Annotated in this window: 9 protein-coding genes; 5 read left to right on the top strand and 4 right to left on the bottom strand. The window is 63.8% G+C overall.

The window, feature by feature from the left end; genetic code table 11:
* Positions 1-170 precede the first annotated feature (170 nt).
* Both ACIQC5_RS24000 and ACIQC5_RS23995 read right to left on the bottom strand, forming a co-directional pair.
* Positions 171-1,472 carry a serpin family protein gene (locus tag ACIQC5_RS24000; RefSeq protein ID WP_400287697.1) on the bottom strand — a complete coding sequence of 434 codons (1,302 nt, stop codon included), beginning with the start codon at positions 1,470-1,472 and terminating at the stop codon, positions 171-173.
* A gap of 140 nt (positions 1,473-1,612) precedes the next feature.
* Positions 1,613-3,127 (bottom strand): helix-turn-helix domain-containing protein, encoded by a 1,515-nt coding sequence (locus ACIQC5_RS23995; protein ID WP_400287695.1) that lies wholly within the window; start codon positions 3,125-3,127, stop codon positions 1,613-1,615.
* A gap of 153 nt (positions 3,128-3,280) precedes the next feature.
* Between ACIQC5_RS23995 and aceA the strand changes: the two genes are divergently transcribed.
* Together aceA and aceB are read left to right on the top strand one after the other, a co-directional pair.
* The gene (gene aceA / locus ACIQC5_RS23990) at positions 3,281-4,618 is read left to right on the top strand and encodes an isocitrate lyase (RefSeq protein WP_224166395.1); all 1,338 of its coding nucleotides are present in this window, start codon (positions 3,281-3,283) and stop codon (positions 4,616-4,618) included.
* A 91-nt stretch (positions 4,619-4,709) separates the two neighbouring features.
* Positions 4,710-6,362 (top strand): malate synthase A, encoded by a 1,653-nt coding sequence (aceB, locus tag ACIQC5_RS23985; RefSeq protein ID WP_400287693.1) that lies wholly within the window; start codon positions 4,710-4,712, stop codon positions 6,360-6,362.
* A 195-nt stretch (positions 6,363-6,557) separates the two neighbouring features.
* Here the strand turns inward: aceB and ACIQC5_RS23980 are convergent, their stop codons facing one another.
* A complete protein-coding gene (locus ACIQC5_RS23980) occupies positions 6,558-7,751 on the bottom strand; it encodes a CynX/NimT family MFS transporter (RefSeq protein ID WP_400287691.1) in 1,194 nt (397 codons plus the stop codon).
* Between the two features lie 82 nt (positions 7,752-7,833).
* Positions 7,834-9,054, bottom strand: coding sequence for an ROK family transcriptional regulator (locus ACIQC5_RS23975; protein ID WP_400287690.1), 1,221 nt, complete (start codon positions 9,052-9,054; stop codon positions 7,834-7,836).
* A gap of 184 nt (positions 9,055-9,238) precedes the next feature.
* On the opposite strand from ACIQC5_RS23975, the gene ACIQC5_RS23970 reads away from it, so the two are divergent.
* From ACIQC5_RS23970 to ACIQC5_RS23960, 3 genes are all read left to right on the top strand, one after another.
* Positions 9,239-10,321: a Gfo/Idh/MocA family protein gene (locus tag ACIQC5_RS23970; RefSeq protein WP_400287688.1), complete on the top strand. Its 1,083-nt coding sequence runs from the start codon at positions 9,239-9,241 to the stop codon at positions 10,319-10,321.
* Entirely contained in the window at positions 10,318-11,118 is an 801-nt protein-coding gene (locus tag ACIQC5_RS23965; protein WP_400287687.1) for a hypothetical protein, read from the top strand. The genes ACIQC5_RS23970 and ACIQC5_RS23965 overlap by 4 nt, the downstream gene beginning before the upstream one ends.
* Positions 11,119-11,231: 113 nt before the next feature.
* Entirely contained in the window at positions 11,232-12,554 is a 1,323-nt protein-coding gene (locus ACIQC5_RS23960; protein ID WP_400287686.1) for an ABC transporter substrate-binding protein, read from the top strand.
* Positions 12,555-12,637 lie beyond the last annotated feature (83 nt).

Genomic DNA, 12,637 nt, shown 5'->3' with positions numbered 1-12,637 from the left:
GCTGCGACACCCTCTTCGCCATGCTCCGCGATGGCAGCCTCTACCACCCCAAAACACCCCAAACCCCTTGACGAACAACATAGGGACACTCTCACATCCCGGCCGGATTCCTGCGTCGCTCCCTCACATCCCGGCCGGATTCCTGTGTCGCTCTCTCACATCCCGACCCGTCACCGCGGGTCCGCCACCCACCCCGCGAAAAGAGGCATACCGGTCTCCACATGCAGGATCTGGTAATGGAACGGGTGGTCAAGGACGATTTCACGATCCGGAATCAGGGCTGCGGAGTCTTTGGCGTTGATCTGGGTCACTGCGGATGCGATCGTTCCCTTTTCAGCAACCGTGATGTTGGCCGCTTGCGCCGCCTGCGTCAGTTTCATGCCCTGTTGGATCACATCGAAATCGGTGTCCGTGGCGAGGGTCTCCTTGAGTCCGAGCGTTTCGAAGACCTTTCGCAGATCGAACGTGGTCTTGTGGTCCCACTTGGGCAGGCTGATCTGGACCATGTCCTGCGCCGCGCGTCCCAACCGTGCTGCCGCGTCCGAAAGCACCTCCGGCGAAACCGCAGCCGGACCTTCGGAACCCGGAGTACCGCCGTCGGGCAGTACGAACCTCATCACGAAGCCTTCGGCGTACGGGAGGTCCACGGCCTTCCAACCGGGGGCTTCCGCGTACGCCATGTTGGTCCCGAGATGCATGGTGGGCACCTGGATGACTTCTCCGCCGGCCTTGGTGAAGGGCTGGTCCGTGGTGTCATTCGCGTCGAAAGGTGTCTGCCACGCTGCGGCAAAGTAGAGCGCGTTGAGCAGGCTGAAAGTGTTGTCGGTCATGTATTTCGCTGGCGCCTCCTTGATCCGGCCGCCTGTGTTCTTGCTGACCCACTGGTCGATGGCCGGTTTAGTCACGGCCTCGTCTTGGAAGGAGACCGGGTAGACGCCTGTGCCGTAGTGCCTGGCGAGCGTGCCGAGATAGCCCTCACCTGTTGGCACGCCCTTGTCGACGAACAGCCCGTTGGCCGCGTGCATCACTGGTTTGCGCGGCGGGTTCGCTTCGTCCACCGCGCCGGGATCGCCGTCGTACTTCTCCAGCGACGCGAGCAGCGCGTTCATCCCCTCGTCGCGACCCTCGGCCGGCAATCCCAGGACCGCGTCCATCTCCGCTGCCGTCGCGCCGGATGCTCCGGCCCGAAGCATGCTGAGCGCGATCAACAGACTCGCGGGCGACGAGACCACGTTGCCGTTGGCGCCGTCCCCGCCATCGGCGAGCAGCGTAGCGCCGAGCTTCCGCGCGGACGTGGTGAAGGCCTCGAGCTGACCGGAGTAGTCCGCCGTTTGGACCGAAACCCGGGTAACGCCGTCGGCCTTTAAGAGTCCGACGTCGGATGGCTGGGGTGCGCAGGCACTGATCGTCGCGCTGCCGCTCGCCAAAACGGCTGCCGCAATGAGCGTCACTGCTTTTCGGACTCGGTTCATGGTGCATCCCCCCGCTTGGTGTTGTCCTCACATGGTGCACCGATTGCGGCCGGAACTCACGTGATGTGAGAGAGGGATCCGAAAAAACCGACGGGACGTGAAAGAGCGTCACCCAAAACCCGACGGGACGTGAAAGAGCGTCACCGTTCGGAGTGCGCCGCCAGGAAGCTGTACACCTCGGTCTCGTCCACGCCAGGGAACGCGCCTGGCGGCATGGCGGCGAGCAAGTGTGAATGCGCCCGCGCGGAGGGCCACGCGTTGCCCGCCCACTCATTGGCCAGGGACGCCGGCGGCCGCTTGCAGCAGTTCGGGTCCGGGCAGGTCGAGGTTGCCCGGGCAGTCGTCTCGCGCCCCCGGAACCACTTCACATGCTGGTACGGCACGCCGATGCTCAGCGAAAACTCCCCGCTGGCCGAGCGCTCCGTTCGGGCCGTGCACCAGTAGGTACCCGAAGGCGTGTCCGTGTACTGGCTGTAGGCGCTGAACTTGTCCGGGACGTCGAACACTGCGCGCGACGTCCACGCTTTGCACGACGGCTGCCCTTCAATGGCGCCGGTGTGGTCCTGTGGGAAGGTCACGCCGTCGTTCTCGTAGGCCTTGTAGATGATGCCGGACTGATGGGTTTTCTGGAAGTGCGTGGTGATGCCCAGGTGCTTGGTGGCCAGGTTGGTGAAGCGGTGGGCTGCGGTTTCGTAGGAGACGGCGAAGGCGTCACGGATGTCCTCCACGGCGATTTCCTTGGCCGCCTTTGCCTTTTGGAGGAACTCGACCGTGGCCTGCTCCGGCAACAACAAAGCTGCAGCGAAGTAGTTGGTGGCCACGCGTTGGGCCAGGAAATCGCCGTAGTTCCGCGGAGTTTCGTGTCCCAGGACGTAGTGGCCCAGTGCTTGCAGGAGCACCGAACGGGGATCGTGGTCCTGCCGCTGGCTCTGCGTGAGATAAATTCTGCGGTTCTTCAAATCCGTCACGGAGCGCGTGGAATGGGGCAAATCGCCTACATGGTGCAGTGAAAAACCGAGGTTCTCGGCAATGTCCGCGATCACGTGCTGGCTGAGCGGCCCAGAGGTGTAGCCGACCCCCTTAAGGACCTTCTGCGCCTCCGCCTCATACTCGGGGAAATAGTTACCACGCTCGCGCATCATGGCACGCAACTCGCCGTTCGCGCGGCGGGCTTCCTCCGGCGTCGCGACCTGCTCGTTAAGTTTGCGTTCGAGCTCCTGAAGCAGCCCCACCTGCGACTCCAGCACATCCAGCGGAAGCCGCGAGCTGATGCGGATTTTGGGCAGGTTCAGCGACTCATAAAGCGGTCCGCGCTGGTACCGTTCCAGCTCGATCTCCAAGGCCGCGCGGCGGCTGGGCGGCTCGGCACCGAGCAGCTGGTCGATGCTCACATTGAGCGAGCTTGCCAGCGACTGCAGCAGGCCCAATTTGGGTTCGCGCTTGCCGTTCTCAATGAGGCTCAGCTGGCTTGGCGCGGTCCCGACGGCGGCACTCAAGTCATCGAGCGTCAGTCCCGCCTGCTTCCGCAGATGGCGCACGCGGCGGCCAAGGCTGATGACGTCCAGTTCAGGGGACGTGACGGACGACGACGGCGGCGCGACTTCGCGATTCCAGCTCACAGGCGACATTTCTTGAGAATACGCGAAGAACTGCATTTCTTTCCATAGTTTTCCTCTAGAAAGACTGTTGAAAGTGCAGAAAAGTAAGTCCTACGAAAAGAAATACAGATCCCGGATAAGCCGGCCGACGCAGCAAAGGCGCAGCCGAGGCCGGCCCGGGGAGCCCGCTTGGATATTAGGAGACATGCAATGACCGCATCGTTTGAACCAGCAGAATCCGCACAGACTGCAGAGCAGCAGGCAGCAGCGCTGGAACTTGAATGGTCTGCCAACCCGCGTTGGGAAGGCGTCACCCGTGATTACTCGGCCACCGACGTCGTCCGCCTCCGCGGTCGCGTCTCCGAAGAGCACACCCTGGCCCGCCGCGGTTCGGAGAAGCTCTGGAAGCAGCTGACCGAAGAAGCTCCCACCGGCGGCTACACCAACGCACTCGGTGCCCTGACCGGCAACCAGGCTGTTCAGCAGGTCAAGGCCGGCCTCCGTGCCATCTACCTTTCCGGCTGGCAGGTTGCAGCAGACGCCAACCTCTCCGGTCAGACCTACCCGGACCAGTCCCTCTACCCGGCCAACTCCGTACCCCAGGTTGTCCGCCGCATCAACAACGCCCTGCTCCGCGCAGACCAGATCGAATATGCCGAGGGCGTCAAGACTGTTGAGGACTGGTTGGTCCCGATCGTCGCCGACGCCGAAGCCGGCTTCGGTGGCCCGCTCAACGCCTACGAACTCATGAAGTCCATGATCACCGCAGGCGCCTCGGGCGTTCACTGGGAAGACCAGCTCGCGTCGGAAAAGAAGTGCGGTCACCTCGGCGGCAAGGTCCTGATTCCCACCCAGCAGCACATCCGGACCCTCAACGCAGCCCGCCTGGCAGCCGACGTCGCCGGTACCCCGACCGTCGTCATTGCCCGCACCGACGCCGAAGCCGCAACGCTGATCACCTCCGACGTTGACGAGCGCGACCAGGAATTCATCCTCCGCGAAGGGGGACAGCCGGTTCGTACCGCCGAGGGCTTTTACAAGGTCCGCAACGGCATCGAACCCTGCATCGCCCGTGCCAAGGCCTATGCCCCATACTCGGACCTCATCTGGATGGAGACCGGCACCCCGGACCTGGAGCTTGCCCGCAAGTTCGCCGAATCGGTCAAAGCCGAGTTCCCGGACCAGATGCTCTCCTACAACTGCTCCCCGTCCTTCAACTGGCGCAAGCACCTGGACGACACCACCATCGCCAAGTTCCAGCGCGAACTCGGTGCCATGGGCTTCACGTTCCAGTTCATCACCCTGGCCGGCTTCCACGCACTGAACTACTCGATGTTCGATCTCGCCCACGGTTACGCCCGTGAAGGCATGAGCGCCTACGTCGAACTCCAGGAAAAGGAATTCGCCTCCGAATCCCGCGGCTACACCGCTACCAAGCACCAGCGCGAAGTCGGCACCGGCTACTTCGACGACATCGCTACCGCGCTCAACCCGAACGCATCCACCCTGGCTCTGGTGGGATCCACCGAAGAAGGCCAGTTCCACTAGAACTTGCCCAAGTAAGTAGCAGTAGATGCCGTTATGGACGTCCAAAACGGCATCTGCTGCGACTCAGTTGGGTCCCTGAAAGGACACTCCCATGAACAGCTTCACTGACAACTTCACTATCAATGGCATCACCTTGACCGCGCAGCCCATCTCGCGGCAGAACGAAGTCCTGACGCCGGATGCCCTTGAGTTCATCGGCAAGCTGCACAAGGCTACTGCCGATCGTCGTCAGGAGCTGATGCAGGCACGGCACACCCGCCGGAACCAGATCTCCTCCGGCCAGGATCCCCGCTTCCTCCCGCAGACCGAGGGCATCCGCAACGATCCATCCTGGCGCGTCGCTCCCCCGGCTCCGGGTTTGGAGGATCGCCGCGTGGAGATCACCGGACCGGTGGACCGCAAGATGACCATCAACGCCCTGAACTCCGGCGCGAAGGTCTGGCTTGCCGACATGGAGGACTCCTCCACCCCGACCTGGCGCAATGTCATCCAGGGTCAGTTGAACCTGACCGACGCCTTGGAGCGCCGGATCGATTTCACCACCCCCGAAGGCAAGGAGTACAAGCTCAAGGCTGCCGAGAACCTGCCCACCATCGTGGTCCGTCCCCGTGGCTGGCACCTGCCCGAAAAGCACCTGCTGATCGACGGCAAACCGATCGCCGGGGGCATCGTGGACTTCGGGCTCTTCTTCTTCCACAACGCCCGCCGCCTGCTTGCCCAGGGCAAGGGCCCGTACTTCTACCTGCCCAAGATTGAAAACCACCTCGAAGCCCGTCTGTGGAATGACATCTTCGTCCTGGCCCAGGACCTGCTCGGCATCCCGCAGGGCACCATCCGCGCCACCGTGCTGATCGAAACCATCACGGCGGCGTTCGAGATGGAAGAGATCCTCTACGAACTCCGGGACCACGCGAGCGGTTTGAACGCCGGACGCTGGGACTACATCTTCTCCCTGATCAAGAACTTCCGCACCCGTGGCCCGCGTTTCGTGCTCCCGGACCGCGGCCAAGTGACCATGACCCAGCCGTTCATGCGGGCCTACACCGAGCAGCTGGTCCGGGCCTGCCACCGTCGCGGTGCCATGGCGATCGGTGGCATGGCTGCAGCTGTTCCCAACCGCAAGGACGAGGCCGCCAACACGGCCTCGTTTGAGAAGGTCCGTGCTGACAAGACCCGAGAGGCCAACGACGGCTTCGACGGCTCATGGGTGGCGCACCCGGATCTGGTGCCGGTATGCCGCGCTGTCTTTGACGAGGTTCTGGGTCAAAAGCCCAACCAGCTGGACCGCAGCCGCGAGGACGTCACCCCCGATGACCGAGCACTGATCGACATCGCCAGCACCGAGGGCACCATCACCGAGTCGGGCATCCGCCTGAACATCGAGGTTGGCATCCGCTACATCGAGTCCTGGCTGCGGGGCAACGGCGCTGTTGCCATCCACAACCTCATGGAAGACGCCGCCACAGCCGAGATCTCCCGGTCCCAGCTCTGGCAGTGGATCCACTCCCACGCCATCACCGAACACGGCGACATCATCAGCCGCGACTGGGTGGAGGACATGCTGGACGAGGAGTTCGCCCGCTTGGAACGCTTCGACGGCGATCGCTTCGCTGACGCCCGCGCCATCTTCGAGGAAGTCACCTTGGCTCCGGAATTCCCCACCTTCCTGACCATCCCGGCGTACGCCCGCTTCCTCACCGAGGCCCGTGAAGAGGCCACGGAAGAGGAACTCGTCGCCGCCTGACTCTGGGCCACACCCCAGGAACAATAAGCCCCGACGCTGGGCTGCCTGCACTCTTCGCAACAAGTGACCCCGATGGTCGGGGAGGCAGCCCAGCAGGGGAGTATCCACCCAAGTAGGTCGCAGTTAAGCGCGTTTTGACGGCTCAAAACGCGCTTAACTGCGACTTAGTTGGGTGAGCACGACGGCGGTACGAACCTACCGCTGCCGCGCCACCCATCGCACGGAGAGCGTGGTGCACACGCAGAACGCGAGCACCGAACCGAGGATCACGAACAGGGGAACGGTCCAGCCGTCGGAGACACTGTGCACGTAACCCACAACAGTGGGCGCCAACGCAGCGAAGCAGTAGCCAACTCCCTGCACAACTGCTGACATCTTTCCGGCGGCCGCCTGGGAGTGGGCGAATTTGATGATCGCAATGAAGATCACCGTGATGCCGCCACCCTGGGCAACACCACCCAGCGAGGACCACACCCACCACAGCGAAGGCGCCAGCAACAGGCCCACGGGAACCGTCAGCCATAACGCACTCAAGGTGACCGCCACCGTCGTCGTGCTGGCAAAGCGCGCCAACAGCGGTACGCCCAGGCCGCCCACAATCGCGAAGATCTGGAAGAGCGAGGACCCTGCGCCGGCTTCGGCAGTGCCCATGGCGAGTTCGTCGGACAGGAAGCTCGGGAGCCACGCGGTCACGCCGTAGTAGGAGAAAGCCTGGCCCGCAAAGCCGAGTGTCAGGCCCGCCGTCAGCCAGCGAACACCCGCAACGGGACGGGACAAGGAAGAAGAAGACACAGGGACCGCCACCGGCACAAACGCCCGGCGCGCACCAACAGTGGGCACCCAAAACAGGACCGCAGCCAATGCCAACAGAGCACTCGCAGCCAAGGCAAGCCTCCACCCCACCAACTCAGCAAGCGGTGCAGTGGCCACCGAGGTCAGGAAGGACCCGATGTTCAGCGCCGCCGTGTAGACCCCCATTGCGGTTGCCTGCCGCCGCGGCGCAAAATCCCGGCGGATAATCAGCGGCACCGCAATATTGCCGATCGTGATGGCCACGCCGATGATGACCGTGCCAACCATCACGGGCACTCCCCCGCCGCTGGAGCGGATCACGACGCCGGCCAGCACGCCGAGCAGCGTGAGCATCACCGCGAATTCGGCACCCAACCGGCGGCCGGCCATCGATGCCAGCGGCGAGGCAAGCGAGAAGCAGAGCACAGGGATGCCGGTCAACAGACCCAGTTCAACAGGCGAGAATCCCAAGTCGGCCTGCAGCGAATCCACCACGGGCGCCACCGCAACGAACGGTCCACGCATGTTGAGGGCAATGAGGCCGATGCAGGCGAGGATCAGCCAGCCGCGCGGAACTTTGGCGAGAAACTGGCTCATGGGGCGAACGGAAAGGTCAAGAAAGTAGGCATCACCTTCATTGCTATCACGCGTTCACCCGGCAACCCCCACAGAACAGCGCCTATCCCGTTGCTTGGAGCGTGGCTTCAATCACTGCCGGGGACAGGACATGCTGCGTGACCATCTGGCTGGCGCCCAGGATTGCGGCGCGATCACCGGCCATGGAAATACCGATCCGCAGGTGCGTGGTGGCCAACGGCAGCGAACGCCGGTACACAACCTCGCGAATGCCGGCAACCAGGTGTTCGCCGGCCTCTCCCACACTGCCGCCGATCACAATCATGGACGGGTTGAGCAGGTTGACCACGGTGGCCAGCACATCGCCGACGTCGCGACCGGCCTGCCGGAGCGCCTGGATGGCCTGCAGGTTTCCCTCGGCCACCAGCCGCAGGACATCGCCACCGGTGGTCGCTTCGAGTCCCTGCGCCTGGAGTTGGCGTGCGACGGCGGGTCCTGAGGCAAGCGCTTCGAGGCACCCGTGATTGCCGCAACGGCAGAGGACGTCGTCGCCGCGGGGAACCCGCACGTGGCCGAGGTCCCCGGCGGTGCCGTTGGCGCCACGCTGCAGCTCACCGCTGCTGATGATGCCGGCGCCGATGCCGGTTGCCACTTTGATGAAAAGGAAATTGTCGTGATCCGGCCAGTAGGCGGTCCGTTCGCCGAGCGCCATGATGTTGACGTCGTTGTCCACCAGCACGGGAACGGGCAGCGAGCGCTGGACGTAAGGGACGACGTCGAATCCGTCCCAACCGGGCATGATGGGTGGCTTGACCGGCCGCCCTGTGTCATGTTCCACGGGACCGGGCAGTCCGATGCCCATGCCGGCGAGGTCGCCGATTTCGCGCCCTGCCTCGGCGAGGAGCTCACGGCCGGCTGAAATCACCCGGCCGAGGACGACGTCCGGGCCGTCGGCGACTTCCTGTGCCAGGCGGCGTTCCGCGAGGATGCTTCCGCCGAGATCGGTGACAGCAACAATCACGTGGGTCGCTCCGACGTCCACCGCCAGCACCACGCGCGCAGCCGGGTTGAAGGCAAAGCGCGACGGCGGCCTGCCGCCACTGGAGCTCGCCTCACCCGCAGGACCCACGAGTCCCGAACTGATCAGGGCATCGATCCGGGAGGCGACCGTGGATCGCGCAAGTCCGGTGGTGAGGGCGAGTTCGGCACGGGTGCGGGCTTGGCCGTCGCGAAGGAGCTGAAAGAGGTCTCCGGCGCGGGAAAGACTGCCGGCCTCCGGTGTGGAGGTGTCTTTTCCGGCGTCATTTCCGGCAGCTGAAGTCATGCCTCCAGTGATACCACGGTTGCTTATGCGTGTCACGCAACGGAAGTTTGTCGAGAACATTTCAACTTTTGCTTGACGCTCGGCAAAAGTCCCTTTAGGTTGTGAGGAGCAGCACATCAAGCCCTTCGATGCGAAGAATCACCGGCATCGATTCCTTCTCCAAGGTCCGCTTACGAAGAGGTAAATGAACTTGTCCAGCCAATCTGCAGGATCACACCCGCTGGGTGTCGGTATCCTCGGCGCCGGCCCGGTCACCCAGGCCATCCACTTGCCATCACTCGCCCGACTCGGCGACCTCCTCATCGTTCGCCACATCATGGATGTAGACCCCAACGTCGCAGCCTCGGTGGCTGCCCGCGTAGGCGCTACCCACAGCACCAGCATCGACGCCCTCCTGGGCGATCCCGACGTCGACATCGTCGCCATCTGCAGCCCGCACCAGTTCCACGCCGAGCAGGTCATCGCGGCCTGCCGGGCCGGCAAGAAAGCAGTCCTCTGCGAGAAACCATTCGCCATGAACTCCGAGGAAGCGGCACAAATCTCCGCTGTCAGCCAGGAAACGGGCGTGCCGATCATCGTTGGCGCCATGCATACGTTCGATCCGGGCTGGCTCGCAGCCAAGGAAAACTGGGGCGATCTCCCGGCAACGGCCCACACCATCCGCTCCTCGATCGTCCTCCCGCCCAACGCCAGGTTCGAGGACTTCGCCACGGAGATCATCACCCGGCCAGCGGGCGGGGCACCGGACTATTCGGATATTGAGGTCATCAAAGGCGCACTCCGTGGCGGCATCATGGGCCTGGCCATCCACGATCTCCCCTTGGTACGCGCCTTCACACCGGACTTCGACGCAATCGAGGTACTTGAGGCACGCCATGTCCGTCCGTTCGGTTACGTGATTTCGCTCCGCACACCCACACGGTCCATCGAGCTCCGCGCGGCCATGAACAACACGTGGAAGCCGGAATGGGCCTTCGAAGCCATCTCCGACGACGCCGCCCTCCGGATCGACTTCACGCCTTCCTATGTACAGGCAGGTTCAGCCGTTGCCACCTTCACCCGAGGCAGCGAAACCACCATCCACGGCCCCTACGACCACAACGGCTACGAAGGCGAATGGCGCGAACTTGCCGCCCTGGCCTCCGGAACCAAGCAGGCGCCATCAGCAAAAACACTCATTGATGACCTCACCTTTGCCCTGGACATCGCCGAAGCCACGGTAGCGGGCGTAACCACGGAATCCGCTCGCGAAGGAGCCCACGCATGAGCCCCTCCTACACTGTCAGCGCCACGCCGGAGGCACAGGAAGCCGGCGCCGTTGCCTTGGCCGTAGCTTCCCTTCCCGAATCGTTCGGACCCGCCGATGCCGCAGCAACGCCCGATGTCTTGGTCATCAACGGACGGCCAGGCTGGACGGCAGAGGCAGCAGAAGCCGTCGACGCCGGAGCACGCGGCATCGTAGTGGTGAACCCCGTTCCGGAAACGACCCATGCCCTGACGGCAGCCGCGGAAACGGCCGGAACCGTGATCGTTCTCGATCAGCGATGGGCGTCCAACCCCGCACTTTCCGGAGCCGAGCACGCCGTTCGTTCCATGATCGGCCGTGCAGCAATGCTCGACAGCGTCGCCACCGCCAAGGCTGGCACCAGCTCCGGTGAGCTGCTCGCGGACCACCTTGCCGCCGTCGTGCGTGTCACCGGGCCGCTCGAAAATCTCTGTACCCTGCGCAACGGACCGCACGGCTACGCGGTCTCGGCCCGGCTCGCCAACGGCGCCCCGGTCGCCTTGCAAGGCGTGCTGTCCAGCGCAGCACCTGCGAGTGTCACCGTCACGTTGTTGACCGACGACGGCGGCACGAGCGTTGCGCTGGCCGACCCGGTTGCTGCCTGGCCGGCAACCATCAAGGTCACCGGGCCTCAGGGCGAAGTCCTGCTGCCCACCCTGTACGAATCCGCCCACCGCGCCTCGTGGCGCCGGCTGAAGGACCACCTCGATGCCGGCACCGTTCCCACCGATCTGCACAGCTTTGCCGTGCTGACGGAATCCATCTCCGCCCTGTCCTGACCCGTCCCAACAACGAGCACCACCACGTCATTCAGTAAGTATTTGTTCTACTCAACGTTGAGCTGGACCGGCTCACAAAACGCCAGGCGTCGCCGGTCCCGAAAGGAATCATCATGAATGTTCAGCCCGCAGCCAACAAAGCATTTTCCCGCCGCGGTTTCCTTGGCCTGACAGCAGCCGCTGCTTCTGTGCCCCTCTTGGCCGCCTGCGGCGGCGGTTCCGCGTCGCAGGGCGGGGGCGGTGCGGGTGGAACCATCAAGTTCTGGGACATGCCCTGGGCGACTCCCGCGTACAACGACGCCGCCAAGAAGATCGCTGAAGGCTTCTCCGGTGCCGGCAGCAAGGCCAGCTACCAGATCATCCAGTGGAACAACTTCTACCAGACCTTCTCTTCGGCCATCGCGTCCAAGACCGGCCCGGCGGTGTCCACCGGTGGTGGTTTCCAGGCCTTCCAGTTCGAACAGCAGGGCCAGATCGCGTACGCGGACAAGGTCATCGAAAAGCTGAAGTCCAACGGCCAGTTCGACGACTTCCTGCCGGGCGTTGTGGAGCCTTTCAAGACGGACAAGGGCTATGTTGCCGTTCCGTGGCAGCTGGACATTCGGCCGCTCTGGTACCGCAAGTCCTTGTTCGAGAAGGCAGGCGTCGCGGTCCCCACCGACTGGGCCTCACTCCTTGAAGCGGGCAAGAAGCTCAAGTCCCTTGGTGCCGTCGGCTTTGCCACTGGCTCCGGCGCGGGCAACAACATCGGCAACCACCTGATGATCATGATGATGCTCAACAACGGCGGCGGCGTGTTCAGCAAGGAGGGCGGCCAGCTGGACGTCATGAACGATCGCAACGTGGAGGCCATCGAGTTCATGCTGGAGCTGGTCTCCAACGGCATCGTCGACCCCGCAGCCGTCAGCTACACCACGGACAACCTGAACGCACAGTGGAAGGACGGCAAGGCCGCCTACGGCATGTTGACGTTGGGCGTTCCGGAGCGCGTGGGTGATACCTCGGGCGACATCGTGGTGGCCAGCCCCATCGCCGGTCCGCACGGCGACAAGGCAGCGCTGATCTTCCCGAACAACATCATGATGTACACCAACACTCCGTCGCAGGAAGCCTCCGAAGAGTTCGTGGTCTACTATCTGGGCAAGCTCAAGGAACTGTGGCAGCAGAAGCTCATGAACGCACTGCCGGTGTTCAAGTCCATCACCGAACTGCCCGAATTTACGGCCGACCCCAACAACGTCAAGATCGTCAACGAATACGTGCCGATCGCCAAGACGTTCGCTGCGCAGGGCACAGCACTCAGCGCTGACCTTGCAGCACTCGACGGCGGCCAGGCGCTGAACCAATTCACGCAGACCATCCTGACTGGCAAGACCGACGCCAAGACCGCTCTGCAAGCGTTCGAGACCGGACTTAAGTCCGTCCTGAAGAAGTAGGCGCCCGGCCATGACAACCACAGCACCGTCCGGCCTGGCCCGGGCCCGCAGGGGGATCGCTCCCGGCGGGCCCGGGGGCGGGA

Source organism: Paenarthrobacter sp. NPDC092416 (assembly GCF_044755025.1).
GTDB lineage: Bacteria > Actinomycetota > Actinomycetes > Actinomycetales > Micrococcaceae > Arthrobacter.
The sequence above is the reverse complement of the archived record's forward strand: the minus strand, read 5'-3'. Positions and strand labels throughout refer to the sequence as shown.

Bases quoted from the DNA above. Each gene is read 5' to 3' on its own strand.
- aceB (WP_400287693.1), top strand. From the start codon at position 4,710: ATGAACAGCTTCACTGACAACTTCACTATCAATGGCATCACCTTGACC.
- ACIQC5_RS23960 (WP_400287686.1), top strand. From the start codon at position 11,232: ATGAATGTTCAGCCCGCAGCCAACAAAGCATTTTCCCGCCGCGGTTTC.
- aceA (WP_224166395.1), top strand. From the start codon at position 3,281: ATGACCGCATCGTTTGAACCAGCAGAATCCGCACAGACTGCAGAGCAG.
- ACIQC5_RS23980 (WP_400287691.1), bottom strand. From the start codon at position 7,751: ATGAGCCAGTTTCTCGCCAAAGTTCCGCGCGGCTGGCTGATCCTCGCC.
- ACIQC5_RS23970 (WP_400287688.1), top strand. From the start codon at position 9,239: ATGAACTTGTCCAGCCAATCTGCAGGATCACACCCGCTGGGTGTCGGT.
- ACIQC5_RS23975 (WP_400287690.1), bottom strand. From the start codon at position 9,054: ATGACTTCAGCTGCCGGAAATGACGCCGGAAAAGACACCTCCACACCG.
- ACIQC5_RS24000 (WP_400287697.1), bottom strand. From the start codon at position 1,472: ATGAACCGAGTCCGAAAAGCAGTGACGCTCATTGCGGCAGCCGTTTTG.
- ACIQC5_RS23995 (WP_400287695.1), bottom strand. From the start codon at position 3,127: ATGCAGTTCTTCGCGTATTCTCAAGAAATGTCGCCTGTGAGCTGGAAT.
- ACIQC5_RS23965 (WP_400287687.1), top strand. From the start codon at position 10,318: ATGAGCCCCTCCTACACTGTCAGCGCCACGCCGGAGGCACAGGAAGCC.